This is a genomic window from Clostridium sp. Marseille-P7770 (genome assembly GCF_902143525.1).
Lineage (GTDB): Bacteria > Bacillota > Clostridia > Lachnospirales > Lachnospiraceae > Pilosibacter.
Genome location: NZ_CABFVC010000001.1, coordinates 542,921 through 569,328, shown reverse-complemented (window position 1 = coordinate 569,328; position 26,408 = coordinate 542,921). Strand labels below are relative to the sequence as shown.

The following is a 26,408-nucleotide window of genomic DNA, read 5'->3' as shown; positions in this document are numbered from 1 at the left end:
GCGATTGAAATAAAGCGTGGGGAAAATCAAAATTGAAGGAGGAAAATGGTATGGCAAAGTATGTAATGGCACTCGATGCGGGGACAACCAGCAACAGATGTATCCTGTTTAACGAAAAGGGTGAAATGTGCAGCGTAGCTCAGCGGGAGTTTACCCAGTACTTCCCGAAGCCGGGCTGGGTAGAGCACGATGCAGACGAGATCTGGGCAAGTATGCTGGGGGTTGCTGTAGAGGCAATGAATATGATCGGCGCCACCGCGGCGGACATCGCGGCCATCGGTATCACGAACCAGCGTGAGACAACGATCGTCTGGGATAAGAATACCGGAGAGCCGATCCATCACGCGATCGTCTGGCAGTGCCGCAGAACATCGGAATACTGCGACACCTTAAAGGAAAAAGGCCTGACTGACAAGTTCAGGGAGAAAACGGGTCTCGTGATCGATGCGTACTTCTCAGGAACAAAGGTAAAATGGCTGCTTGACAATGTGCCGGGCGCAAGGGAAAGAGCGGAGAAGGGCGAGCTGTTATTCGGTACAGTCGAGACATGGCTGATCTGGAAACTTACAAAGGGCGCGGTTCATGTTACAGACTATTCCAACGCATCCCGTACAATGCTCTTCAATATCAATACTTTGCAGTGGGATGATGAGATCTTAGCGGAACTCGATATCCCGAAGTGTATTCTCCCGGAGCCGAAGCCGTCAAGCTGCATTTACGGCGAGACAGATCCGTCTTACCTCGGCGGACCGATCCCGATCGGAGGAGCTGCTGGTGACCAGCAGTCCGCACTGTTCGGACAGACCTGCTTCAATCCTGGCGAGGCAAAGAATACATACGGAACAGGCTGCTTCATGCTGATGAACACCGGTGAGAAGCCGATCTTCTCGAAGAATGGCCTTGTCACAACGATCGCATGGGGATTAGACGGCAAAGTCAATTACGCTCTCGAAGGTTCCATCTTCGTTGCAGGCGCTGCGATCCAGTGGCTCCGAGATGAACTGAGGATCATCGACTCCGCACCGGATTCCGAGTACATGGCAAAGAAAGTAAAAGATACGAACGGCTGCTATGTTGTACCGGCATTTACAGGTCTCGGAGCTCCGCACTGGGATCAGTACGCGCGCGGAACGATTGTAGGGATCACCCGCGGCGTTAATAAGTACCACATTATCCGTGCAACACTGGAATCTCTCGCATACCAGGTAAATGACGTTCTGGAAGCGATGAAGGCAGATTCCGGTATCGAGCTTGCGGCTCTTAAGGTTGACGGCGGCGCAAGTGCCAACGACTTCTTAATGCAGACACAGGCCGATATCATCAACGCACCGGTGAACCGTCCGCAGTGTGTAGAGACAACCGCTATGGGTGCCGCTTATCTTGCAGGTCTCGCAGTTGGTTACTGGAGCAGTAAGGAAGACGTTATCAAGAACTGGGCGATCGATAAGACCTTTGAGCCGAAGATCGAGGCTGCTGAGAGAGAGAAAAGGATCAAGGGATGGAATAAGGCTGTGAAATACGCTTACGGCTGGGCAAAAGAAGATTAAACCAGATATTAAATGAGGAAAAGGTTTTGGGTAAGACGTGCGGCTTGTAAAAAATGGACTTGAATGGGAATCATTACCCGAAGTTGCGGGAACAAATCAGAAAGTTTTGAAAAAGCAGAAAACTGTCTCCGGCTTTTGAGGGGAACGAAAGCCGGAGATGCCTAAAACAACAAAAAGGGGGATTTTCTATGCTGCCTTATATTGCAGAGTTTCTTGGAACCATGATGCTTATCATCCTCGGTGATGGTGTTGTTGCAAACGTAAACCTTAACAAGTCCGGAATGAAAGGTGCAGGAGCTGTCCAGATCACACTGGCATGGGGCCTTGCGGTCCTGGTACCGGCATTTATCTTCGGAGAAGCTTCCGGCGCGTCCTTTAACCCTGCGCTCACGATCGCTCTTGCGGTTGACGGAAGTTTCGCATGGTCCATGGTGCCCGGATATGTGATCGCACAGATGGCAGGTGCATTTGTCGGCGCATCGATCGTTTACCTGCTCTTCAAGGGACAGTTTGACGCTACAGAAGATCCGGGAACAAAGCTTGGCGTATTCTGTACAGGTCCGTCGATCCCGAACACAGGATTAAACATTTTGAGCGAAGCAGTTGGTACATTTATCCTCGTTTTCGCGATCAAAGGTATCGGCAATGTAACAGGACTTTCCACAGGTGTTGATAAACTCTTCGTATTCGGAATCATCGTTTCCGTAGGTATGTCCCTCGGCGGACTTACCGGTTATGCGATCAACCCGGCAAGAGACTTAGGACCTCGTCTTGCACATGCAGTCCTTCCGATCAAGGACAAAGGCGATTCCAACTTCTCTTACGGTCTCGTAGTTCCGATCGTTGGACCGATCATCGGCGCAATCGTGGCGGTTCTCCTTTATGGAGCGATCCCGTGGTAGGATAAAAAACAGAGGGCTGTGCCCGGTGCAGTACAGCTTGACAATCAGATAATTATGGCATGAGATGAGAGAGCCTGACAGGATAACCGCATAAGGGTATGCGTTTACTTGGCGGGCTCTTTTTTCTCAAGGACGGACGCCGCCGACTCCTCAAGGTTGTGGGATATGGCGGAAAACTTCTAAAAGAGACAGGATGTAAAGGAGTGAACGGTAAATGTATGATGTGATCATAATCGGAGCAGGGGTAGCCGGGGCGGCATCTGCGAGAGAATTGTCGCGCTATCAGGCAAAAATCTGCGTGCTGGAGAAAGAGGAGGATGTCTGCTGCGGTACTTCCAAGGCAAACAGCGCCATTGTCCATGCGGGCTATGACGCGGCAGAAGGCTCCCTGATGGCAAAACTCAATGTACGCGGAAATGAAATGATGGAACAACTGTCGAAGGACCTGGATTTTCCGTTCAAGAGAAATGGTTCACTGGTGGTCTGCCTGCATGAAGACGAGATGCCGGGGCTGAAAGCTCTTTATAAAAGAGGAATCGCAAACGGAGTTCCGGATCTCAGAATCTTAAACCGGGAAGAACTCCGGGCGATGGAGCCGAATATTTCCGATGAGGCATGCGCAGCTCTCTACGCACCCACGGGCGGAATCGTATGTCCGTTTAACTTAAATATCGCCATGGCGGAGAATGCCAACGCGAACGGCGTGGAATTCCACTTTGATACGGAGGTCACCGACTTAAGACCGGTGGAAGACGGCTGGGAGATCCGGACAAGCAAGGGCACATATAAGACACGGTATGTCGTGAACGCGGCGGGGGTCTACGCGGATAAATTCCACAACATGGTGAGCAAAAAGAAGATCCACATCACCCCAAGACGTGGAGATTACTGTCTGCTCGATAAAACTGCCGGAAATCATGTGAGCCATACGGTATTTGCTCTTCCCGGAAAATACGGAAAAGGCGTTCTTGTGACTCCCACGGTCCACGGAAATCTTTTAGTGGGACCGACAGCAATCGATATTGAGAACAAAGAGGGAACGAACACGACGAGAGAGGGCTTAAATGAGGTTATTACAAAGGCAGAGATGAATGTGAAGAATATTCCGATGCGTCAGGTGATCACTTCTTTCGCCGGACTCCGTGCCCATGAGGACGGACATGAATTCCTGATCGGTGAGCTGGAGGACGCAAAAGGCTTTATCGACTGTGCGGGAATTGAATCTCCGGGTCTGACAAGCTCCCCGGCGATCGGCGAGATGGTGGCAGATATCCTGAAAGAGAAGATGGATCTCAGGGAAAAAGAGAACTTCATCGCGACGAGAAAAGGCGTTCTGAACCCGAATACTTTAAGTAAGGAAGAACGGATCCGGTTAATTAAGGAGAAACCGGAGTACGGAAATATCATTTGCCGATGCGAGATGATCACGGAAGGTGAGATCATTGATGCGATCCGAAGACCTTTAGGCGCAAAATCCTTAGATGGAGTGAAGCGCAGAACGAGAGCCGGAATGGGGCGCTGCCAGGCAGGCTTCTGTTCCCCGAGAACTATGGAGATCCTTGCGAGAGAATGCCATAAGAGCATGTTTGAGATTACAAAATCCGGCGGAAACTCGCAGATCGTCAAAGGCATCAATAAGGATTCGTTATAAGAGGGAGGTGTCAGAGCATGAAAACGTATGATATTGTGATCATTGGAGGCGGACCAGCGGGTCTTGCAGCAGCAGTCTCCGCAAAGAAGAACGGGATCGACAGTGTCCTGATCTTAGAGCGTGACCGGGAACTCGGCGGAATCTTAAACCAGTGTATTCATAACGGATTTGGACTCCACACCTTCAAAGAAGAGCTTACGGGTCCGGAATACGCGGGGCGTTTTATCAGACAGGCGGAAGAACTGAACATTGAATACAAGCTGAACACCATGGTCATGGACATCAGTGAGCAGAAGATCGTGACGGCCATGAACCGGGAGGAAGGTCTTTTTGAGATCCAGGCAAAGGCTGTGATCCTCGCAATGGGATGCAGAGAGCGGTCGAGAGGCGCTTTGAACATTCCGGGATACCGCCCGGCGGGAATCTTCTCAGCAGGTACGGCGCAGAGACTTGTCAACATCGAGGGATATATGCCGGGGCGCGAAGTCGTGATCCTGGGATCCGGAGATATCGGTCTCATCATGGCGAGACGTATGACGCTTGAGGGCGCGAAAGTCAAGGTTGTCGCGGAGCTGATGCCTTATTCCGGCGGTTTAAAGAGAAATATCGTCCAGTGTCTCGATGACTACGGAATTCCGCTGAAGTTAAGTCATACGGTTGTAGACATCAGAGGAAAAGAACGGCTGGAAGGAATTACGCTGGCGCAGGTAGACGGAAAAGGAAAGCCGATCCCGGGAACGGAGGAGGAATACAGTTGTGATACGCTGCTCCTCTCTGTCGGACTGATCCCGGAGAACGAGATCTCAAGAGGAATGGGCGTGGACATGAACCCGGTGACATCCGGTCCGAAGGTCAACGAGAGCCTGGAGACGAACATCGAAGGCGTTTTCGCCTGCGGAAATGTGCTTCATGTACATGATCTTGTGGACTTTGTATCGGAGGAGGCGGCGATTGCCGGAAAGAACGCGGCAGCTTATGTGAAACAGGGCGAAAACCGGACATCGGGAGCTCAGGAGATCGTTTTAAATCCGATCGAAGGTGTCCGCTATACAGTTCCGGGAACCATCGATCCGGCGAGAATGGATGAGGAACTTACGGTCCGTTTCCGTGTCGGCGGTGTGTATAAGAACTGCTATGTGAGCGCGTACTTTGGCGATGAGCGTGTGATCCACAGAAAACGCCCGGTCGTAGCGCCGGGTGAGATGGAAGAACTGAAACTTAAAAAAGCGGATCTTTTGAAGTATCCGGATCTGAAGACGATCACGATCAAGATCGAGGAGGCATAGGCGATGGAGGAAAGAAGATTAACATGTATCGGATGTCCGATGGGCTGTCCTCTTGTCGTGACGATGGACGGCGGTGAGGTCGTAAGCGTGACAGGGAATACCTGCAAGCGCGGCGAGATCTACGGGCGGAAAGAAGTGACAAATCCGACGAGGATCGTGACTTCCACTGTGCGGGTATCCGGCGGAAGCATCGATATGGTTTCGGTGAAGACGAAGGAAGATATTCCGAAAGGAAAAATCTTCGACTGTGTGAAAGCGTTAAAGACGGTTGAGGTCGCAGCTCCGGTCCACATCGGGGATGTGATATTGAAGGATGTTGCCGGAACGGGAGTGGACGTTGTGGCGACAAAGAATGTGGAATAGGGTTTATTGCGATCAGTAAATGCAGATGGTATGGGTTATGAACAAGGTGCTGTCCGGCTGGTTTTCATGGAAAATGGACAGTATTTTGGGAAAAGGACCTCGCGGATCCATGATTCAGGATTTTGCGAGGTCCTTTTTTGTCAGAAATTGTCTCACCATTGTGAAGGTGAGACAATTTCTGATATTTTAGTTAAATTTAAAGATCGCAGCCCCATACGCCGGCAGCGGATACGCAAAGGAGTATGGCTGGCCATCGCACTCGCTCTTCTTGGAGCGGGCGGAGAATGCATGCTCGCCGCGCTTGTAGAGCCCATGCTCGGAATCCAGGATCAGCGAGTAGGTTCCGGATTTCGGAACACCTACACGGTAATCGTCACGGGCAACCGGAGTGAAGTTGATGATGAATAAGAGATTCTTCTTTCCGGTCTCATCGCGGCGGATAAAACTGAAGATGCTGCGGTCGCCGTCATTTGCGTTGATCCACTGGAAGCCGTTCCAGTCGGAATCGAGCTGCCATAATGCCGGATATTTCTGGTATACATGCAGCAGATCGCTGTAATACTTCTGCAGATCTTTGTGGAGCGGCTCGTCGGCGAGATACCAGTCGAGGGCGACTTTCTCATCCCACTCGTGATACTGACCGAAATCCTGTCCCATAAAGAGCAGCTTCTTGCCCGGATGTCCCATCATAAACGTATATCCGGCCTTTAGGTTCGCAAACTTGTCACCGTTTAAGCCAGGCATCTTGTTGATCATTGAGCATTTCAGATGGACAACTTCATCGTGAGACAGGGTTAAAATATAATTCTCACTGGTGGCGTATGTGATACCGAAGGTCATCTTGTTGTGGTTGAATTTCCGGAAATACGGGTCGAGTTTCATATACTCCAGGAAATCGTGCATCCAGCCCATGTTCCACTTGAAGGTAAAGCCGAGGCCGCCTTCCTCCGGTGCCTTTGTGACGCCCGGCCACGCGGTGGACTCTTCGGCGATCATCATGGCGCCGGTGAGATGTCCGGTCAGGACGCTGTTTAAGTGGCGGAAGAACTCGATCGCTTCGAGGTTTTTGTTCTCGCCGTATTTATTCGGAACCCAGTTTCCATCGCTGCGGCCGTAATCCAGGTACAGCATCGATGCAACGGCATCCACGCGAAGCCCGTCGACGTGGAAGTTTTCCACCCAGTAGAGGGCATTCGCGATCAGGAAGTTTTTAACCTCATTTTTACTGTAGTCAAAGACCTTTGTGCCCCAGTCCGGATGTTCTCCCTTTCGCGGGTCCGCGTACTCGTAGAGCGGCTGTCCGTCAAAGTCGGCAAGTCCATGGGCGTCTTTCGGGAAGTGAGCCGGAACCCAGTCCAGGATCACGCCGATGCCCTTTTTATGAAGGTAGTTTACGAAGTACATGAACTCCTTCGGAGTGCCGTAACGGGAGGTCGGTGCGTAGTATCCGGTGACCTGGTAGCCCCAGGAACCGTCATAAGGATGTTCTGCAATTCCCATGAGCTCTACATGGGTGTAGCCCATCTTCTTCACATAGTCGGCCAGCTCGTGGGCTGCCTCCATATATGTATAATAACCTTCCTTCTGCGGGCGGTCTTTCTTTCTCCAGGAGCCGAGATGAACTTCGTAGATCGCCATCGGGGATTTTACAGGATCAGCTTTTTTTCTCGCGTCCATCCAGCCTGCATCCTCCCATTTAAAACCGCTGATGTCTTCCGTGATGGAAGCGGTTCCCGGACGGAATTCTGCGTGGACTGCATACGGGTCAGCTTTGAACAGGATCTTTCCATCCTGTGTGGTGATCGCAAATTTGTAGAGTTCTCCAAGGCCGACGCCCGGAATAAATGTCTCATAGATCCCCGAGTCGGCTAACGGTGACATTGGTGCGGCATCCGGATCCCAGCCGTTAAAATCGCCTACAACGCCGACCGCTTTTGCGTGCGGAGCCCAGACGGCAAAATACATGCCGCTTTTTCCTTTATATGTTTTCTGATGAGCACCGAGTTTTTCAAAGATTTTATAATGAGTCCCCTGACCGAAGAGGTAACGGTCCAGTTCGGTGATGAAACCGAGACCGATTTCTTTTGTTTTGGCAGGAGCCTTGGTTTTCTTTGTTCTTGTCATCACTTAAACCTCCTGAAGTTTAAAGATCGCGCCGCCGTTTGCCGGGAGCGTGACGGAAAGTCTGCCGTTTTCAAGGGAGAATGGGATTTCCCCGGGCAGCAGGGACACGGCATCTGAAGCCGCGCATGGCAGCGGGATCGAGATGGATGCCGGCTGCTCATCATTATTGACGGCGGAGATGAGAGTGCCGTGTTCTCCGGACCGGCTGAATGCATACTGCCGGTTGGTGAGGAGAAGTTCTTTATAAGAGCCACTGTGGAACGCGTCATGTTCCGCATGGATCTTTCCGAGCGCCGCGATGTGGGAAATAAGTTCCGGAGCTTTTCCGTCCATGCCGGATAAAGTGAGCGCCGGGCGCAGGATTTCATCGGATGTTCTGGAGCGCTTTCCCTCGATCCCCCACTCGCTTCCATAGTAGATGGAAGGGATTCCCGGAAGTGTAAAGAGAAGCTGGTACACCGGAAAGAGGTTCGCCGGATGAGTTAACTTGCTTGCGATCCGGTCCTCATCGTGGTTGTCCACGAAGGTGTAAAGCGATTTCCCGACTGCCTCCAGGCGCCTCACATTGTGGGCAATCTCAAAGTAGTTGTGGTCGTTGTGACCAGAGTAGAGAGCTTTGTGGAGCTCGTAATTTGTGACGGAATGCAGCATTTCCGGATTGACCCAGCGGCTGTATTCGCCGTGGATCACCTCGCCCATGAGCCAGAAGTCCGGTTTCATGGCGGAAGTTTTTTCACGAAGCTCTTTCATGAACCCGAAATCCAGGACATTCGCGCAGTCCAGACGGATCCCGTCGATATCAAAATTGTCGACCCAGAAGCGGATCGAGTCGAACAGATACTGGCGGACATCCGGATTCCATAAATTTAAACACGGAAGTTCGAAATGCCCCTGCCAGGCTTCGTAGCCGAACGGATCGCCAAGAGGACTTCCCCAACCGAAATTGACGCCGCGATACCAGTCTTTATAAGGGGAAGCTTCGCGTTTTTCCCGGATATCCTGAAAGGCGAAAAATTCGCGTCCGGTATGGTTGAAGACACCATCCACCACAACGCGGATCCCGTTTTCGTGGCAGAGCTGCACAAAATGGGCGAAATCCTCGTTTGTGCCCAGGCGCCTGTCGACAAGGCGGAAATCTCTTGTGTCGTAGCCGTGTGTGGATGACTCGAAGAGCGGACCGATATAGATCGCGGAGCCGTTTAAGGCGCGGATATGCGGGATCCAGGTCTCAAGATCACGGAGTCGGTGGGCGGTTTCTGTAAGTGTATTCGTTTTCTCAGCCCCCAGAAGTCCGAGGGGATAAATATGGTAAAAGACAGCCTGTTCGTACCAGGTATGCATGGTTATCAGACCTCCTGAAGCTCCCGTTTTTTCAGGCGTCGGAGAAGAAACTGATACCGGAGCTGCGCAGCGTTTAGCTCATAGATGTAACAGTCGACCAGAGTCGGGTCAACGACCTGTTCGAACTGGTTCTGGGCGGATAGGATCGCCGTTTTGCTGAGTTCGATCTGGCGCTTCAGTTCATTTGTCTCCCGGCTGAATGCCTGTTGGGAAGCTGATTTTTTAGAGAAAAACATCGTATCATACTCCAATTCCTTTATTTCCGGCGCGTATCGCTGCCAGATCCGGGCAGCTGCGCCCCTGTTTTGTCAGATCCTGTCTGAAGACCGGTTTGCCGCACGGCGTGCCTGTCCGCGGAAAGATCTGTGGTTCCTGTAATTGGTAGTATGAGGTCCATTCATCCGGAATATTCAGGATTCAGGATATTTTTCAAGCTCTTTCTTTAAGCGGCCGAGCTTATCGATGGCGCTTTTGTTTGTAAGATAGTAGTAATTGCAGACGCCTTTTTTTAAAACATCGATCAGGCCGGTATCTTTTAAGATCTTTAAATGATGAGAGACAGCCGGACGGGAGAGACTTGTCCGGTCTGTGATCTCATTGACGTTCAAACCGGGGATCCGGCTTTCGCCGGTGGTCTGCGTCTCAAAGAGACACTGCAGGATCGTGAGTCTTGTCCGGTCTCCGAGCGCGATGAATAAAGGAATGCACTCTTCGAAGATATCGCCCAGAAGATTGTCTGAGGTCATGAATTCTCTCCTTTCCTGAAGGTTTTGGTTTAAAAATTTAAACTTAATTGCATTTTACCATTTTTCATGAATCACGTCAATGAATTGTTCAACATTTCTGGAAAATGAAATATGACATAATAATTTTTGGTGAAAATTGACGAAAAACGGCACCTTGATTTTACGAAAACGAAATTGACTTTCGCTCAAAATTCAGAGATAATAGTGGCACATTCAGAGATGAGTTCTTCATTTCTAAATAGCAGATGTATGACCGGTAGCTTCGCCGGATGCCCGTTTTCAGGGCATGAAATCCTTTTTATGTTACGAAGACCAGTACCGCCAGTCTGGCATCAGTGAAGATATTTTCACAAAGGATCTATATGGAAAAAGTACTGGGAATTCTTCACCTTTTTGAGAAAGGAGATGATCCTGTCATGATATTATTTACGATTTTACTGTCTGCGGCCGTGACGGACTGAAGGTATGGAAAGATCTTTCACGTCCAGATCTTTTTGGGGATCGCAGCCGGGATCGTGTCGGTCTGCATGGGCAACAGAGTGGACGGACAGACACAGATAAACTCTGTGCTCATTCCCGCGGGAGTCTTCGTTCTGCGGTTTGCCGGGACATGCGCTGTGTTTTATCTCTTTTTTCTCTGCCGGATGATCGGCGCGGGAGATATCAAGCTTATGGGGCTGATTGTCGGATTTTCAGGACTCTGGGACGGGATCTTTATCTTAGGTCTTGGATTTGTGATCGCGGCTGTATCTGCAGCCTGCAGGATGACAAGACAGGGAACCGTCTGGCTGCGGTTAGAGAGGATCGCGCGGTTTGCGGTGGAGTCCGGGATCAATGGAAAGATCACGGAATATCCGGGATATTTTGAAAAGGAAAGTCTTATGCGGCTGGGGCCGTATCTGTTCGCAGGCTACTGTCTGTTTCTGCTGATCCGATAGCAGGCAGGACCGCGAGTCTTGAAGGCTGGGAAACCAGTCCTGTCGATCATATGCCGGGTCTGCTCCGGCAGGGGAAAGGAAAAAGTATGAAAAAAATGATGGCGGTTTATGACGCGGATACGAGATACGCGGAACGATTGTCGGATTATGTTAACAGAAAAGAGCGGGGAGTATTCACTGCACAGGCGTTTACCTCGAAAGAAAAGCTGGCGGAATATGCCGCGAAACATGAGATCGATGTCCTGCTTTCCGGGGAGCGGACGGATTCCGGGGATATCTCCGAAATTCCGTCCGGACAGAAGATCTATATGTCGGAGGAAACAGAACGGCAGATGGAATCAGGGAAAGAAATCTATAAGTTCCAGTCCGGGGACGATATTATCCGGGAGGTGATGGCGGTCTACAGTGAGATCCCGGGGATCCGCCCGAATACCGCAGGAAGCGTGGATCAGTCCAGACGGATCATAGGCGTCTATTCGCCGGTCGGAAGATGCGGAAAGACCTGTCTGGCGCTGGCGATCGGTCAGATCCTGGCAAAAGAGGAAAAGGTGCTGTTTGTGACGCTGGATACTTTTACCGGTTTTACCGGTCTGTTAAATGAGCGCTGGAAGCGGGATCTCTCGGACCTTATCTACTACTATAAGCAGGAACGGTTTCATATAGTACGGCTGAACTCACTTGTCTACTACCTGGGAGATATGGCATGGATCCCGCCGATCCGGATCCCCCAGGATTATGCACAGCTTACCGCGCAGGAAATGGCGGATCTCATGGAACGGATCCTTCGGGAAGGAAATTATACGACACTTGTCCTCGACATCGGGGATTACGGGCGGGACGCCCTGCCGCTGCTGGAAAAATGTCAGGTCGTTTACGCACCGATCAGAGAAGATCCGTTTTCTGCGGAAAAAATGCGTGAATTTGAGGAGTATCTGGAAACAACGGGAAATAACGCTGTCGCAGAAAAGATCCAGAAGATCCATGTGCCGATGGTGACCGGAGGGAGAAGGATGGAACATTTTCCACAGGAGCTTCTGTGGGGAGATATGGGAGATTTTGTCAGGAGCCTGCTGAAAGGACAGAGGAACTTATGGGACAATTAAAGAAGATCCTGCGGGAACAGATCCTGGCGGAGATGACATATGACCGGCAGATGTCGGATGAAGAGATCGCGGACCTCATCGACCGGAAGATGGATGCCTGTCTGGAGGAGCAGCTGGGAGAATTCCCGCTGACTCTGGGGGAACGGCTGAAACTCCACAGGGAGTTATTTGACTCTTTCCGGCGTCTTGATATCCTGCAGGAGCTGGTGGATGATCCGCGGGTGACAGAGATCATGGTAAATGGTCCGGACCAGGTATTCGTAGAGACAGGGGGAAAGATCGGGCGGTGGGAAAAGTCTTTCGAATCCAGGGAACAGCTGGAAGATCTGATCCAGCAGATCGTCAGCAGTGTGAACAGGATCGTCAATACATCAACGCCGCTTGCAAATGCCAGATTGTCAGACGGATCGAGAGTCCATGTGGTCCTCGAACCGATCGCATTAAACGGACCGATCTTGACGATCCGGAAATTTCCGGAGCCGGTGACGATGGAACGGCTCATGGAATACGGAAGCATCTCAAAAGAGGCAGCGGATCTCTTGAAGACGCTTGTTGCGGCGCGCTACAACATCTTTGTCAGCGGCGGCACCGGAGCGGGAAAAACGACACTCTTAAATGCACTCTCAGAGTTTATCCCATCCGGTGAGCGGGTGATCACGATCGAGGACGCGGCGGAACTGCAGTTAAGCCATATCGAGAACCTGGTAAGGTTAGAGACGAGGGACGCGAATGCGGAAGGAGCCGGGGCCATCGGGATCGGGGAGCTGATCCGGGCGGCGCTCCGCATGCGGCCGGACAGGATTATCGTTGGCGAGGTGCGTGGAAAAGAGGCGCTGGACCTTTTGCAGAGTCTCAACACGGGCCATGACGGTGGCTTTTCCAGCGGTCATGCGAACAGTGTAAAAGACATGCTCGCACGCCTGGAAACGATGGTGCTGATGGCGGCAGATCTGCCGCTTCCGGCGATCCGGAGTCAGATCGCGTCGGCGGTGGATGTCATGGTGCATGTGGCGAGAATGCGGGATAAGACGAGAAAGATAACAGCGATCGAGGAGGTGGACCGGTTTGAAAACGGCGAGATCATCCTCAATCCCCTTTTCGCTTTCAGGGAGACAAAGTGCCCGGAGAGCCGGATCGGGGACAGGAGGAAAGTGGAAGGAAGCCTTGAACGGGTCGGAGCACTCAAACACAGGGAAAAGCTCCGACTTGCAGGGTATGATGTATGAGACGTATGAGTTGAGCAGAAAAGAATGGGGGATCTACGGGGCGGAGGGGATTCTTGGCATTGCGGTACTGGATTATGTTTTTTACCGGAATGTGGGACTTTTTCTGGTATTGATGCCGGTTGGAATACTGTTTCCTCTTATGTTGAGAAAGCAGTTGAAGAAAAGGCGGCTGGAGACCCTGCGGGGGCAGTTTAAGGATGCGATCCTGGCGGTGGCCTCGGGACTGAATGCCGGATATTCGGTGGAAAATGCGTTTGCGGTGAGCTTAAAGGAGATGGAGGAGATCCATGGGAGTGATTCCATGATCGCGCAGGAAATCCGTCTGATCCTGCGGAAAGTGCGCCTGAATCTGACGTTCGAGGAGGCATTGGGGGATTTTGCGAAGCGGAGCGGCCTGGACGATGTGAAAAATTTTTCAGATGTTTTTCTTGCAGCGAGAAAAAGCGGCGGGGAACTGATGAAGATCATCGCCAGGACCGCGGAGATCATCGGAGAAAAAATCCGGATCCAGGAGGAGATCCTGACGGCAACCGCATCGAGGCGGATGGAGCAGAAGATCATGAGCGCGATCCCGATCCTGATCGTGGTGTACATTGAACTTACGTCACCGGGATTTTTTGAGATTTTGTATTCGACCATGGGAGGACGGATCCTGATGACGATCTGTCTCGGGATCTATCTGGTATCCTGTCAGCTGGCAAAAAGTTTCCTGGAGATCGAGATATGAGTGAGAAGGTGGAAAAAGGCAGGTTAAAAAAGTACGGGAAAGAGTATGGAAAGTATGCGGCATGTGTCGTGACCGGATTTGCGCTCTATGGAGCGGCGGAAGTGAACAGAAAGCTGGGGGATCCGGCGCGAAATGCGGTTCTGGAGCGAAAACGATACGGCGAAGGAGACCGTCAGTATGATCTTCTGGTGGATGGACTGGGAGAAAGGGAGGAGGAAATCTCAGTCACGATCCCGGAGCGAAAAATGTCGGCAGATGAAATGCAGGAAAAGTTTCCGGAGATCATGGAATGCCTGATCGGAGAGATATTGGGGGAGAATGAGTCTCTCTCCGAGGTGCGCCATGATCTGGAGCTGACAGGCAGGCTGGAACCGTATGGATTGTCGGTACAGTGGGAATCCGGAAAACCGGAGCTTTTGAGCGATATGGGGCTGATCGGCTCTGAAGTGCCGGAATCGGGGGAGGAGGTGGTCCTTGATGCCGGGATATCCAATGGAACCACAGTCCTGCGGGCAGAGATAAAGGCTACAGTTTTTCCTGAAGAAAAGACGGCGGGGGAGAAATTTGAAGCGTTTCTGGAGAAACTCGCGGGGGAGAACCTGGAGAAGACTACGGTCAGTCTTCCTGAAAGCTTTGAGGGACAGCCACTCCATTACCGTCTGGCATCCGGCGGCGGAAATGGAGGTCTGATCTTTCTTGGGATCGCGGCAGCTTTATGTTTATTCTTAAAGGAAAAAAGTGATGAAAAAGAAAAGCGGAAACAGTGGGAAGAGCACATGATCCTGGACTATCCGGAACTGCTGTCTGGTTTCCTTGTATTAACGGGAGCCGGATATCCGGTGAGACAGGCCTGGAAGAAACAGGTCATGGATGGAATGAAGAAAAAACAGCAGGAGCGTCATCCTGTGTACCGGGAAATGCAGACGACATTAAACCAGATGGAGACGGGAACACCGGAGATCCGGGCCTATGCGGAATTCGGGCGTCGGATCGGGATCGGCAGTTATATGAAATTTGCGTCTCTGCTCGGCAACAGTGTGAGCACAGGGGGAAAGGATCTGAGGAGGCTTCTTGAGGACGAGATGGAGGCGGCATTCCGCCAGAGACAAGATCTTGCGCTCAGAAAAGGCGAAGAAGCGTCCACAAAACTTCTGATCCCGATGTTTCTCATGCTGGGAGTTGTGATGGTCATGGTAGTCGCACCGGCGTTTTTGTCACTGTAAAAAATGTTTGGAGGTAAGTGTATGCAGTTGAAAAGATTTCTTATGGAAGAAGATGGCGTCGGAGTCATAGAAGTTGTGCTGATCCTTGTTGTGCTGATCGGTCTGGTCATTGTATTTAAGACCCAGATCAACAAACTTCTGACCGGAATTTTCACTGAGATCAATAAACAGGCGAAAGAGGTATATTAAATGCGGTACCGGGGAGAGATCACAGTGTTTCTGAGTCTGACGATCCTGTGTGTGATGTCGCTGATGCTGGGGCTTTTAGAATCAGCCAGGACGGCCGGAGCAAGACTGTATCTGAGGATGGCGTCTGACTCGGCAGTCTCATCGGTGATGAGCTATTATAACCGAAATTTATGGGATCGCTATCAGCTCCTGTTTCTGGAATATGACTCGGAGGCGGCGATCCAGGAGACATTCGGGCGTTATCTTGATTTTTATCTAGAACAGACCAATATGTATCCGGCAAGACGGGAAAAGGTTTCTCTCTCCGGGGTACTCCGCATGACTGATGAGGATGGACGGTGGCTGGAGGAAGAGATCGCGGATTACATGAAGTACCGGGTCCCGGAACTTTTTGCATCCGGCAGCGGGCTCTTAAAAGAGGCGGAACAGGTAAAGAAAGCGGGAGATTTCCGAAATCTGTATGATTCCTGCCGAAAGTCCGGACGGGCAGTACGGAGACTGGAGAAGGCGGCCCAGGAGGTTGAAAATTCTTTGCTGGAAATGGAAACTTGTAAGAACCGATTCAGCAATGCAGCATCTGATGAGAGTGCGTCTGCACTGAAAAGGAGTGCCAGGAAATTAAAGAAAGAATTCCAGGATTTCCCAAAGCTTGTGGAACAATTTGAACAGGAGATCAGACGGCTGGAGAAAGAGAATGAAGAATCAGGGTTCAAGACTGTGGAGGATGAAACAGCAGCGGAGACTCTCGGGCAGGAAATTTCCGCATGCGGAGAGGTCGTAAAAAGCGCGAAGGAGCATCTGCAAAGGTATCGGGAAGCAGAAACACAGGTGGAACGAAATCTGGAACTTTTAGAGGAAGCATGTGGGTATCTCGAGATGGAGCCGGACCCGGATGAAGAGGACGACGTGGACTGGGATGCGATCAGCCAGTGTGCTGATGAAATGGAGATCCCGGAGTCAGAGAACTCCGGACCGAAAGACGCGAAAAAAGCGGCTGCCCTGGAGAGACTGGAGGAGCTTTTTGACAAAGAGCTTTTTGAACAGCTGCTCCCGGCGGGAACGGAAGTTTCCGGGCGGGCAGTATCCTTAAACGGGATCCCATCTGCGGGAAAACATGAGGCAGGATCTGAAAATACCGGGGCAGGAGCGATGGGAATCCTGGAGACGGCAGAAAAGGAACTGCTTGTCAGCAAATACATTCCGCTTTATTTTGGATCATTTACGGACGGAACAGGGGAGGCGGATGCTGCTCTTGATTATGAGATGGAATATCTTCTCTCAGGGAAAAGATCAGACCGTGAAAACTTAAAAGAAGCGGTAAACAAGGTGCTTATGCTGCGCGGATCGATGAACCTTCTGTATCTGCTCAATTCTCCTGATAAAAAGGCGGAAGCAGAAGCGTTGGCAGCAGCAGTGACAGCGGGGATCATCCCGGCACAGATGGCAGTCTCATTCCTGATCCTGACGCTCTGGGCATTTGGGGAAGCAGTGCTGGATGTAAAGACACTTCTGGCCGGAGGCAGGGGCTCGTTCTGGAAAACGGATGCGACATGGAAAACAGGACTTTCCGGTCTGCTGGATCAGTCGTTTTTGGGAGAAACGGCAGAGAGCGGACAGGACGGGAGAAATTATACGGAATATCTGAGCTGCATGATGTTCCTTATGGACCGCGGGGTACGAAATTTCCGCATGATGGATCTCATCCAGTGGAATATCCGGATGGGACAGGCTGATTTTTCCGTAGCGAGCTGTGCGTATCAGATCGAGATCGAGGCGGAGGTCATGCAAAAGCATATGTTTTTTCAAAAAGAGGAATACAGAGGAACAGTACATGCGGCGGGATCATATTGACGGCTGGAACAGAATGCCGGGATCATGCTGCCGGAGCAGATCTGGAGTGAGGTTTGCGGGTTGCTGTAAAAATGCTGAGAAATTAAAGAAAGGAGGTGTGTGGACGTGCTCTTCTTTGCCGGCTTTTTTATGAAAATCAATATACGAAAACTCTTCTTTCATCAAAAAGTGTCTCTCCAGGTACACGAATATACGTTTTTAACCCCGCCGGCAAGGAGAGTACATCCATGCGCCTCCGGATTTCAGGCATCTATGACGGCAGAGGCAGCCATTGCGCTTCCGCTCGCGATATTTTTCTTCCTGGCACTTCTGCAGCCGGTATCCTGGCTTGACCGGCAGAGAAAAGTGCAGACCTGCACCGAGCGGATAGGGGAGGAGATCAGCCAGTATGGTCTTCTGATGGATACGGATCCTGAAGAAGAAAATAGCGGATTTCCCGCATTCTGTACAGACGCGGCAGCAGCACTCTGGATCAGGGGAAGAGTCGGGCAATATGCGGATCATGTACTGGTAAAACAGGCAGAGGTGTATGGAGAAAACGGGGATATCACATTCGAGGTGGAGTACCGGGAAGATGTGCCTTTTTATGGGAGAATTCTTGGAAAACAACAGAGAAATGCAGCTGTAAAAAGGCGGACATGGATCGGATTGAGGGGAAAACTGAGAGGAAATGGGACCGGATTGGAGACGGACCGAGATTCGGACGATGAGATCGTCTATGTGGGGGCCGGGATGGGGCGTTATCATCTTTTTCGTGACTGCCATTATATTTCCAATGAGTACCAGAGCGTGACGCAGATGGAAGCGGAAAAAGGCGGGAGCTATGGGAAAAAGCGAACGCCCTGCGCAGTGTGTGCGGGAAAGAAAAACGGATCCGGGATCGTCTATGTCACAGCAGCGGGGGAACATTACCATTTCGATAAAAACTGTGCATCTATGATCTCTTATGTCCGTGAAATGCCGCGCGGGGAAGCGGAACATATGGGACTATGTTCCTATTGTGCGAGAAAAAAGGGGGAATTGGAATGAGTCTGTTTTTTCTGCTTTTGGGGATCGCTGCGTGGCAGGATCTCAGAACAAGAAGTATCAGCCTGGAGGTATTGACTGCGGGTGCGGCAGCAGGGATGGCTGTTTGTGTGCTGGAAGGCCGTGGACTTGAAGAAATTGTTCCGGCGATGATCCCGGGGATTGCACTTTTGCTCATAAACCGGTTTGCGGATGGAATTATCGGGGAGGGAGATGGATTATTTTTTCTTGTGGCCGGTTTTTTCCTTGAATGGAAGGAGATAGTCTTGCTGTTGATCTCCGGACAGTTCTTTTGCGGTATTTTCGGACTTGCGATGGCGGTAAGTGTAATGACGATAGGAGGCGGAAACGGGAATCTGCGGAAAATGCGGCTTCCATTTTTGCCATTTCTGCTTCCGACTGCGTTGTGGATGGCGGTGATGAGAGTTTTATGAGAGAAAAAAGGCAAAAGAATCAAAAATACGATGGAAGTATGACTGTTGAGGCATCCATAGTCATGTCGGTGGTCATCCTGTCGCTGGCCTCATTGATCCGGTATGCCTATACCGTTCATGATACTGTGACAGGGGGTATGATCCTGGAAGAGACGATCGAGAGGGTGAGAAATAATGTTGATAAGAAAAAAACGCCAGATATGTTCGAAGCGGAAGGAACCCGGATGGGAAATCCGAGACTTTTTCTTGGAGAGTACACGATCGGCCTGAAAACGGGGATAACCGGGATTACAGGAGACGCATCGGCAGGAGACTGGCATCTGAGTATGGAGCGGACCGATTTTCAGCCGGCAACTTTCCTTAGAAAACAGGATGCCGCAAAGAAGATCATGGACAGGCTGGAGGACTGATGAGGACGGAATTTAAGAGAGAAATGAACCGGAATTATATGGTCCTGCATCCGGAAACGGAAATGAATGAAACATATTCGCTGCGCATGCTGTCAGAAAACCGGATCACAGGACTGCTTCCTTTCCGGGAAAAACGGGTCGATGGGGAAAGCTATCTTTATTTTAACATTACTTCAAAACAGGCACTTTCCAGGATGATGGAGTACCGCTTTTTTACAGCGAAAGAGATCCGGCAGATCATGGAAGATCTGCTCATGGCAATGGCAGCTTTAGAAAAGTTTTTGATGGATGGAGACCAGCTTGCCCTGGATCCCGATCTGATCTATGTGGATCCGGATGATCTCAAGGCAAATTTTTGTTTTATTCCGGGAACGGAAGGATCGTTTGAAATAAATTTCCGCAAACTCTCCAGATATATTCTGGACCATGTGGATCATACGGACGGTGATGCGGTGATCCTTGCGTTTGCGTTGTTCAAAGCAGGAGAAAAGGAGAACTTTGGGATCGCGGATCTGGAATCATGTCTGAGGGCGGGTGGAAAAAACGACAGGGAAGCAGGAAAAATGGAAACATATGAGAGAAAAATTCAGGGAGGATGTATAGATGATAAGAGAGAATTACGGGCAGATCAGGAAGAAAAGCAACCAGATCCGGGAGAATTTTATGTGGGAAAGCAGGAATGCAGAGAAGGAAAAAAAACGGGAAAATATATGGAACAGGTCCGGAAATCAGAGCAGGAAAAACAGGAGGACGCCGATGACACGGAAGAGCCGGACATAAAATGGAGAATTTTGCAGGTTTTGCTGGGAATATTGCTGCCTGCAGTTCCGGCGGCTGTATTTCTTGCCGGTGGAATGGAACTGGTGATCCGTTTAAAATGGGGCATCTTAGCTGCATGGGGAATTCTTCTTGCCGGGATCTTTGCTGTGGGAAAAGAAACGGGCGGGAAGAAAGGAGAAGATGAGGAGGAGAACGGAGAGGACTGGGAGATCATGTTCCGGGAGGAAGAGGAGCTGGAGCGGGGAGGAATCCCGGAAGCGGGATATTCAGGCGCAGCAAAACACTTTTTTCAGGAAGAACGGGATCAGAATGATCGCGGGTCACAAACCGAGGAAAAGACCGGGCGGAAAAAAGATGCGGATGAGATGCATACGGTCCTTCTTACCGGGCGGCAGATCTATCCGGTGACAAGGCGGCTCGTACCGGAGAACGGAGGCGAAGATGTTCAGGTTGGATATTTTCCCTTTTTGATCGGGAAGAACCGGGAAATCTCGGACCTCTGCCTGAATCTTCCCCAGATCAGCAGGATCCATGCGAAGATCGAGGAAAGCGGGGACGGATATATCATCACGGATCTCAACTCCACGAATGGAACGAGTGTGAACGGTCATTTTCTGGAAACAAATGAAAGCATGACGATCTCTCCGGGGGATCAGTTATCTTTTGCGGATCAGAGATATCGTTTCTTATAGAAAACGGACAAGCATATATTGAGCCATCGTGGATTTTGCCGGTTCGGAATGGGAAGCATCGGAAAAATCCTGTTATAGTGAGGAGATATGGAGTGCCCGTGTACTGTAACAGTGAAAAAATAAAAACAGGGGTGGTGTTTTTCTGACATTTGGTCTATGATAAATCCATCAATAATGAAAGGAGGGGGTATCATGGCATTTCAGATACCGGAATATCATCATCCCGATTTTTCACAGGAACAATTTTTGAAGGCTCCTGACGCAAGATGGGAAGTTGTGGAGATGGATGGGGTAGCTCCTGAATATTTTCACAGCACATCCATGTTCCCGGAATATTTTAAGATCCAGGGGAAATGGGTTTTGGCGGAAGAAAGCCGCATGGATTCCAGCGTAGTGATCTGTCCGGATGGACATCTGGAAGTGGTTGAAAACCGGAATCTCAAAAAAGGAGATAAGGTGATCCTGGGACGGAGTGAAGGCTGTGAAGAGGGCATCTATGTCCACAGCACCGGATTTCAGACAGAGGAAGAGGCAGCACTTGCGGATAAGTTTGTGTTTCGCCAGGGCCGGAGCAGAGAGACCTCCTATGCGAGAGACTATGACCGCCTGATGGATCTCTTGCGGTATGAGAAAGAACATGGAAAGATCGTCTGGGTCATGGGACCGGCGTTCTCCTTCGACTATGACGCGAGAAACGCGATGCAGTCGCTGATCGAGAATGGATACGCACATGGTCTGATGGCCGGAAATGCGCTTGCAACCCATGATCTGGAAGGTGCATTGTTACATACTGCGCTGGGACAGGATATTTATACACAGGTTTCCCAGCCAAACGGACATTATAACCATCTGGATGTGCTGAACAAGGTGCGGAGAAGCGGATCGATCCCAAAGTTCATCGAGGAAAATCATATTGACAATGGGCTCATCTACGGATGCGTAAAAAATCATATTCCATTTGTTCTGACCGGTTCGATCCGTGACGATGGTCCGATGCCGGAGGTGATCGGAGACGCGTACCAGGGGCAGAGTGCAATGCGGGATATGGTCAGGGACGCAACCTGCGTGATCTGCCTGGCAACTATGCTCCATACGATCGCGACGGGAAATATGACACCGTCATTCCGCGTGATGAAGAACGGAACGATCCGACCGGTCTATCTGTACACGGTCGATGCAGATGAATTTGTTGTGAACAAGCTCATGGACCGGGGAAGCCTTTCGGCGACGACCATCGTGACGAATGTACAGGACTTTATCACGATCATCGCAAAAGGACTTGGCGTCATGAAATAACAGCATGGAAAGGATGGAACCCATGGGAAGCCAATATGGAAAAAAGGCTTATGTAAATGGACTCCTGATCGCTCTGAATGTGCTGTTTTTCCTGTATCTTGAGATCACAGGTTCGTCGGAGGACGCGTATTTCATGTATACAAAAGGCGCAATGTACGCGCCGGCGGTCCTGGAGAACGGTGAGTATTACCGGCTTTTGACGGCAATGTTCATGCATTTCGGGATCCGGCACATCATGAATAATATGCTGGTCCTGTTTGTTCTTGGAGATAATCTGGAACGGGCACTTGGGCATGTGAAGTATCTGATCTTTTACCTGCTCTGTGGAATTGGCTCGAACTGGGTGTCGATGATGGCGCATACAGCTGATACAATGACAGTATCAGCAGGAGCGTCCGGTGCAATTTTTGGAGTGGTCGGTGGGCTGCTTTACGTGGTCACGATTAATAAAGGAAGATTGGAGGATCTGAATACAAGACAGCTTGTGGTCATGATCTTCTTTTCCTTGTATCTGGGCTATACAAGTACCGGTGTGGACAACAGTGCACACCTGTCTGGCCTTGTAATCGGCATTATTCTTGCTATAATTTTATATCATAGGCCTAAGGGAGACCGATGGCCGAACGGAGGTATCATATAATGAAAGACTGTAATTGCATTTTCTGTAAGATCGCAAATGGTGAGATCCCGTCTTCAACGGTATATGAGGATGAGGATTTTCGTGTAATCCTGGACCTTGGTCCGGCTTCAAAAGGTCATGCCCTGATCCTTCCGAAAGAACATTTTAAGGATGTTACCGAACTGGATCCGAAGATTGCCGCAAAAGTACTTCCTCTCGGGGCAAAGCTTGGAACAGCAATGAAGAAATCTCTCGGCTGTGCCGGTTTTAACCTGGTTCAGAATAACGGTGAGGCAGCCGGCCAGACGGTATTTCATTTCCATGTACATGTAATTCCGCGTTATGAGGGTGGTCCGGTCATTGCCGGTTGGACACCGGGAGAGGAAAAACCGGAAGTGCTCGCTGAAACTGCAGAAAAGATCAAGAGTGCACTGTAAACGGTAATCAGAAAAGAGTTGAAGGAGATCATATGCCGCAGGACAAAGATGAACTGCTGCAAGTACTGATTACGCAATATGCTCAAATGTATATGAAGCTGGCGTATGCGATCGGAGTGCCGTTTGACGATGTAGAAGATATCGTCATGGAAGCATTCTGGTCGTTCTACCGGGCGGATTATGGTGGGAAGCTGGAGAATGAAAAAGTCGTAAAGGCAATGTTGGCCCGTATTGTTGAAAATAAATGCATCGATTATTTCAGAAAAGAGAAACGAAGTATCAGGCCGAATGAGGATGAAGATCTGAGCGAGCTGGAGATCATCGCGGACTTTTCTGCACATGACCCGCTTCAGGCTGTGATCAGCAGAGAAAGCTGTGGTCAGATTTATGAGATCCTGGATGGATTACGAGAATCGTGGAAAGACGTTACGATCATGTATTTCATTCAGGGGCTGACGACTGAAGAAATTTGTGAGCGTCTTGAAATCACGAACGACATGTGTCGTTCGCGAATTTCAAGAGCGAGAAAATACTTAAGAGAAGAACTGCAAAGTCATATTGACAAAGGTCATCTGTGATCCGCACAGTCGTTGATCAGTTTCATGATCGTATCGATCGCGTTATTTAAATGACTCTTTTCCATATTTTCAATAAATGTCCGGCGATTTTCATAAGTATCATGGATCGCGTCAAAAAGAGTATCATCCGTTACTTTCTCTTCTTCCAGGACTGTGGAATACCCCTGTTTTGCAAAAGAATTTGCATTCAGGATCTGATCTCCACGGCTGGCAGCGGCGGAGAGCGGGATCAGGACGTTTGGCTTTCTGAGCGCAAGAATTTCACAGATGGAATTTGCGCCCGCCCTGGAGACGATCAGATCAGCTGCTGCGAATAAGTGCTTCAGCGGACTGTCAACATATTCATACTGAACATAACCGGAAGTCCCGATCAGGGATTCATCCAGGTTTCCCTTTCCGCAGATGTGGATAACCTGGAACTGCTCTAAGAGCTTTGGAAGAATGCTGCGGACTGCGCCATTTACCTTGACGGAGCCGAGACTTCCACCGATAACCAGGATGATCGGTTTTGCAGCGGAGAGGTTGGTGTATTGGAGACCGGCAAGTCTGTCTCCCTGAAGAAGTTCTGCACGGATCGGGGATCCTGTGAGGACTGCTTTTCCTTCCGGAAGATATTTTAAAGTTTCCGGGAAGTTGCAGCACACCCACTTAGCGGATGGGATACAGAGTTTGTTTGCCAGACCCGGGGTCATATCTGATTCATGAATGATCGTCGGGATATGGTAGTGCTTAGCGGCGAGAACAACCGGAACCGCTACAAAGCCGCCTTTTGAAAAGAGAACATCTGGTTTGTATTTTCTTAAGAGTTTTAACGCCTCCGCGTAACCTTTTAAGACGCGGAATGGGTCGGAAAAATTTTTAAGATCGAAATATCTGCGCAGTTTTCCAGAAGAAATTCCGTCATAAGGAATCCCTACGTTTTCAATCAGTTTGCGTTCCATACCATTGTAGGAACCAATGTATCGAATATCGTAACCGGCTGCCTTGAGGGACGGGATCAGGGCGAGGTTCGGTGTAACGTGGCCGGCTGTGCCGCCGCCGGTGAGAATAATTGTTTTCATAAATGCCTCCATGGAATTTCCGGATAATTGTCCGGAGTTTCGGCTCCGGCAGGTTATGCGGGAACCCATGTGCGGTGATCAAGATACACGAGATTACCGATATTTTAATAGTAACGGCTGAAAAAGAAATGTCAACCCCTAAAAGAAACGAAGGAAAAAAAGAAGTGAGGTGCTGAATCATGGCAGACATGGAAAATCAGGAAGATCAGAAAATAAGTGAATGCCTTCAGGAAGCATTTGGATACTCCGATGAGCAGCTGTTAAAACAGCTGGATCATGTGAATGAAAATTTTAAGGATGTTTCTTTTGCCGGAGCCGAGGAGCGCCTTATGAAGCGGTTCATGGAGCGGAAAGCCGAAATGGAGAAGAAAGCCGCTGAAGCAGCACCGGAAACGATAAAACCGGATGCACAGGCTGGAGCAATCCCGGAAATAACGGCAGAGGCTGAAGATTGTGCATCGGGAGAAGAAAGTAAAACGGAACCGCTGGAACTTGAGAAAAAGCAGGGTGAAAAGCAGAATAAAAAGAAGATTGTCCGTTTTGGGAAAAAGAAGGCTCTGGCTACGGCGGCGTTGGTTGCAGTGATCGCGGGGATGCTTGGGGGGACGGCGATTGGGAAGAAGAGTTATTTCTTTAGGAAATCAGATATAAGTGCGCCTAAAATACTCTTAAACAATGATAAAAACAAGCGTTCAGAGTCAAAAATGGAAGTTGTATATGAAGAAATAGAAAAAAAAATGTCTATTTCGATGTTAAAATTGGGATATTTGCCAGAGAAAATGGAGATAGACTCCTACAATGTTTTTAAGGGTGGGGCAGAGCTTAAGTTCTTATATCAGCAACATATATTAATGTATCATATATTTGAAAGCGATAGAAGTAGTTCATTAAATTGTGAGTCTGATTGTAAGGAAAAATGTTCTGTATATAATAAGTGGTTAAATGATAAAATAGAATATTATGTAAATCGTTATGATGCGGGAGAAGTTGAATGTGAAGTCAATATAATAAAAAATAATATAGTATACCGTATCTCTGGTGTTATTGATGAAGCGGAGTTTAAAAAAATATTAGAAAATCTCTTCTTTTTTTAAAATTATGGTCACATTACCCCCAAAATTACGTTTATATTGATAAATAAAAGTAAAGGAGAGATTGTAATGGTGAAAAGAATCAAGAGGTTGCTTAGTGTTTTATTAATGTTGGTAATAATGACATCTAATGTGTCATATGCCAGAGAAATTGATTGGGGGGATTTTGCAATACCAACAAGGACGAGCGTATGCTTACCGCAATCTATTCTTGAAGCGCAAGATATAGATAATACACAACGGAGAGGACGTATATTGTCTACAGCAATGTTGTCGATTACCAATGAGCAGGATGGAACACTTTACATTGCGGTTAACACTTCTGCGCATAAGAATGTTGACAAAATATATCAAACGGTTTTTTTAGATCAGTGGGATGAAGAAAAAGAGGATTGGGTTCAGATAGGCTATTGGGAATTTGTTAGAGACAAAGAAGAAGAAAGTGATGGACAATTATCCTCGTTCCCGTTAGGATTTACGGTTAAAGATTGCCAATTAAATAAGTATTATCGCGCACGAGCAATGCATCTTGTAGAAATTGGCGATAACATGGAAGGAAAAGCTACTCAGACTGATGGCGTTCTTCTCACCGACCACGAGGTATAACTCGTAAATTTCGTATATTATTTCGGCCGAATAATATAAATACAATTTTGATAAAGGGAGATGGTTGATGGAGGAGACTGAGGATAAGGCCGACCGAGGTCAGTAAGAACAACGCTTCAAAATTTATAAACTGAATGAAAAGAAGTAGCCCCGCTCAATAC

General features: G+C 49.4%; 28 protein-coding genes. 22 read left to right on the top strand and 6 right to left on the bottom strand.

The window, feature by feature from the left end; genetic code table 11:
• The first annotated feature begins 50 nt into the window (after positions 1-50).
• The 5 genes from glpK (at position 51) to FN001_RS02610 (ending at position 5,749) form a co-directional block, all read left to right on the top strand.
• A complete protein-coding gene (gene glpK / locus FN001_RS02630; RefSeq protein ID WP_142410701.1) occupies positions 51-1,547 on the top strand; it encodes a glycerol kinase GlpK in 1,497 nt (498 codons plus the stop codon).
• A 188-nt stretch (positions 1,548-1,735) separates the two neighbouring features.
• Positions 1,736-2,449 carry an MIP/aquaporin family protein gene (locus tag FN001_RS02625; protein ID WP_142410700.1) on the top strand — a complete coding sequence of 238 codons (714 nt, stop codon included), beginning with the start codon at positions 1,736-1,738 and terminating at the stop codon, positions 2,447-2,449.
• 214 nt (positions 2,450-2,663) lie between these two features.
• A complete protein-coding gene (locus tag FN001_RS02620; RefSeq protein WP_142410699.1) occupies positions 2,664-4,100 on the top strand; it encodes an NAD(P)/FAD-dependent oxidoreductase in 1,437 nt (478 codons plus the stop codon).
• Between the two features lie 17 nt (positions 4,101-4,117).
• Positions 4,118-5,386, top strand: coding sequence for an NAD(P)/FAD-dependent oxidoreductase (locus FN001_RS02615; protein ID WP_142410698.1), 1,269 nt, complete (start codon positions 4,118-4,120; stop codon positions 5,384-5,386).
• A 3-nt stretch (positions 5,387-5,389) separates the two neighbouring features.
• Positions 5,390-5,749: a DUF1667 domain-containing protein gene (locus FN001_RS02610; protein WP_118297605.1), complete on the top strand. Its 360-nt coding sequence runs from the start codon at positions 5,390-5,392 to the stop codon at positions 5,747-5,749.
• Positions 5,750-5,935: 186 nt separating this feature from the next.
• On the opposite strand, the gene glgB is transcribed toward FN001_RS02610, so the two are convergent.
• The 4 genes from glgB to FN001_RS02590 form a co-directional block, all read right to left on the bottom strand.
• The gene (glgB, locus tag FN001_RS02605; RefSeq protein WP_142410697.1) at positions 5,936-7,873 is read right to left on the bottom strand and encodes a 1,4-alpha-glucan branching protein GlgB; all 1,938 of its coding nucleotides are present in this window, start codon (positions 7,871-7,873) and stop codon (positions 5,936-5,938) included.
• 3 nt (positions 7,874-7,876) lie between these two features.
• Positions 7,877-9,214, bottom strand: a complete 1,338-nt coding sequence (locus tag FN001_RS02600) for an alpha-amylase family glycosyl hydrolase (protein WP_142410696.1) — start codon at positions 9,212-9,214, stop codon at positions 7,877-7,879.
• A 5-nt stretch (positions 9,215-9,219) separates the two neighbouring features.
• Entirely contained in the window at positions 9,220-9,450 is a 231-nt protein-coding gene (locus FN001_RS02595; protein ID WP_118297602.1) for a YaaL family protein, read from the bottom strand.
• A 174-nt stretch (positions 9,451-9,624) separates the two neighbouring features.
• Positions 9,625-9,960: an ArsR/SmtB family transcription factor gene (locus tag FN001_RS02590; RefSeq protein WP_118531285.1), complete on the bottom strand. Its 336-nt coding sequence runs from the start codon at positions 9,958-9,960 to the stop codon at positions 9,625-9,627.
• Between the two features lie 671 nt (positions 9,961-10,631).
• Between FN001_RS02590 and FN001_RS02585 the strand changes: the two genes are divergently transcribed.
• The 7 genes from FN001_RS02585 to FN001_RS02555 all read left to right on the top strand — a co-directional run bounded on the left by FN001_RS02585 (position 10,632) and on the right by FN001_RS02555 (position 17,217).
• Positions 10,632-10,898 carry a hypothetical protein gene (locus FN001_RS02585; protein ID WP_142410695.1) on the top strand — a complete coding sequence of 89 codons (267 nt, stop codon included), beginning with the start codon at positions 10,632-10,634 and terminating at the stop codon, positions 10,896-10,898.
• Positions 10,899-10,984: 86 nt separating this feature from the next.
• The gene (locus tag FN001_RS02580; protein ID WP_142410694.1) at positions 10,985-12,001 is read left to right on the top strand and encodes a P-loop NTPase family protein; all 1,017 of its coding nucleotides are present in this window, start codon (positions 10,985-10,987) and stop codon (positions 11,999-12,001) included.
• Positions 11,989-13,227: a TadA family conjugal transfer-associated ATPase gene (locus FN001_RS02575; protein WP_142410693.1), complete on the top strand. Its 1,239-nt coding sequence runs from the start codon at positions 11,989-11,991 to the stop codon at positions 13,225-13,227. The genes FN001_RS02580 and FN001_RS02575 overlap by 13 nt, the downstream gene beginning before the upstream one ends.
• A gap of 10 nt (positions 13,228-13,237) precedes the next feature.
• On the top strand, positions 13,238-13,954 hold the full coding sequence (locus FN001_RS02570) for a type II secretion system F family protein (protein ID WP_185911819.1): 717 nt from the start codon (positions 13,238-13,240) through the stop codon (positions 13,952-13,954).
• A complete protein-coding gene (locus FN001_RS02565; RefSeq protein WP_142410691.1) occupies positions 13,951-15,177 on the top strand; it encodes a hypothetical protein in 1,227 nt (408 codons plus the stop codon). The genes FN001_RS02570 and FN001_RS02565 overlap by 4 nt, the downstream gene beginning before the upstream one ends.
• 21 nt (positions 15,178-15,198) lie before the next feature.
• Positions 15,199-15,366, top strand: coding sequence for a Flp1 family type IVb pilin (locus FN001_RS02560; RefSeq protein ID WP_118297595.1), 168 nt, complete (start codon positions 15,199-15,201; stop codon positions 15,364-15,366).
• On the top strand, positions 15,367-17,217 hold the full coding sequence (locus FN001_RS02555) for a DUF5702 domain-containing protein (protein WP_142410690.1): 1,851 nt from the start codon (positions 15,367-15,369) through the stop codon (positions 17,215-17,217).
• Here FN001_RS02555 and FN001_RS17950 read toward each other — a convergent pair.
• On the bottom strand, positions 17,209-17,382 hold the full coding sequence (locus tag FN001_RS17950; protein WP_185911818.1) for a hypothetical protein: 174 nt from the start codon (positions 17,380-17,382) through the stop codon (positions 17,209-17,211). The two genes, FN001_RS02555 and FN001_RS17950, sit on opposite strands and share 9 nt — an antisense overlap.
• Positions 17,383-17,469: 87 nt before the next feature.
• Between FN001_RS17950 and FN001_RS02550 the strand changes: the two genes are divergently transcribed.
• The 8 genes from FN001_RS02550 (at position 17,470) to FN001_RS02515 (ending at position 23,489) form a co-directional block, all read left to right on the top strand.
• The gene (locus FN001_RS02550; protein ID WP_142410689.1) at positions 17,470-18,246 is read left to right on the top strand and encodes a hypothetical protein; all 777 of its coding nucleotides are present in this window, start codon (positions 17,470-17,472) and stop codon (positions 18,244-18,246) included.
• The gene (locus FN001_RS02545) at positions 18,243-18,677 is read left to right on the top strand and encodes a prepilin peptidase (protein WP_185911817.1); all 435 of its coding nucleotides are present in this window, start codon (positions 18,243-18,245) and stop codon (positions 18,675-18,677) included. Before FN001_RS02550 ends, FN001_RS02545 begins: the two co-directional genes overlap by 4 nt.
• Entirely contained in the window at positions 18,674-19,087 is a 414-nt protein-coding gene (locus FN001_RS02540) for a hypothetical protein (protein ID WP_142410687.1), read from the top strand. Before FN001_RS02545 ends, FN001_RS02540 begins: the two co-directional genes overlap by 4 nt.
• Entirely contained in the window at positions 19,087-20,559 is a 1,473-nt protein-coding gene (locus FN001_RS02535; RefSeq protein ID WP_142410686.1) for a DUF6382 domain-containing protein, read from the top strand. Before FN001_RS02540 ends, FN001_RS02535 begins: the two co-directional genes overlap by 1 nt.
• Positions 20,560-20,751: 192 nt before the next feature.
• Positions 20,752-21,855, top strand: a complete 1,104-nt coding sequence (locus tag FN001_RS02530; RefSeq protein ID WP_142410685.1) for a putative NPN-dependent ornithine cyclodeaminase — start codon at positions 20,752-20,754, stop codon at positions 21,853-21,855.
• A 22-nt stretch (positions 21,856-21,877) separates the two neighbouring features.
• Complete coding sequence (locus FN001_RS02525; RefSeq protein WP_142410684.1) at positions 21,878-22,495, top strand: rhomboid family intramembrane serine protease; 618 nt, start codon at positions 21,878-21,880, stop codon at positions 22,493-22,495.
• Complete coding sequence (locus FN001_RS02520; protein ID WP_118321469.1) at positions 22,495-22,911, top strand: HIT family protein; 417 nt, start codon at positions 22,495-22,497, stop codon at positions 22,909-22,911. Before FN001_RS02525 ends, FN001_RS02520 begins: the two co-directional genes overlap by 1 nt.
• A gap of 32 nt (positions 22,912-22,943) precedes the next feature.
• Positions 22,944-23,489: an RNA polymerase sigma factor gene (locus FN001_RS02515; RefSeq protein WP_118531421.1), complete on the top strand. Its 546-nt coding sequence runs from the start codon at positions 22,944-22,946 to the stop codon at positions 23,487-23,489.
• Here the strand turns inward: FN001_RS02515 and FN001_RS02510 are convergent.
• The gene (locus FN001_RS02510; RefSeq protein ID WP_142410683.1) at positions 23,480-24,550 is read right to left on the bottom strand and encodes an undecaprenyldiphospho-muramoylpentapeptide beta-N-acetylglucosaminyltransferase; all 1,071 of its coding nucleotides are present in this window, start codon (positions 24,548-24,550) and stop codon (positions 23,480-23,482) included. The genes FN001_RS02515 and FN001_RS02510 overlap by 10 nt on opposite strands.
• Before the next feature lie 179 nt (positions 24,551-24,729).
• Between FN001_RS02510 and FN001_RS02505 the strand changes: the two genes are divergently transcribed.
• Both FN001_RS02505 and FN001_RS02500 read left to right on the top strand, forming a co-directional pair.
• On the top strand, positions 24,730-25,644 hold the full coding sequence (locus FN001_RS02505) for a DUF4367 domain-containing protein (RefSeq protein WP_142410682.1): 915 nt from the start codon (positions 24,730-24,732) through the stop codon (positions 25,642-25,644).
• Positions 25,645-25,710: 66 nt separating this feature from the next.
• Entirely contained in the window at positions 25,711-26,247 is a 537-nt protein-coding gene (locus FN001_RS02500; RefSeq protein WP_118321466.1) for a DUF6147 family protein, read from the top strand.
• Positions 26,248-26,408 lie beyond the last annotated feature (161 nt).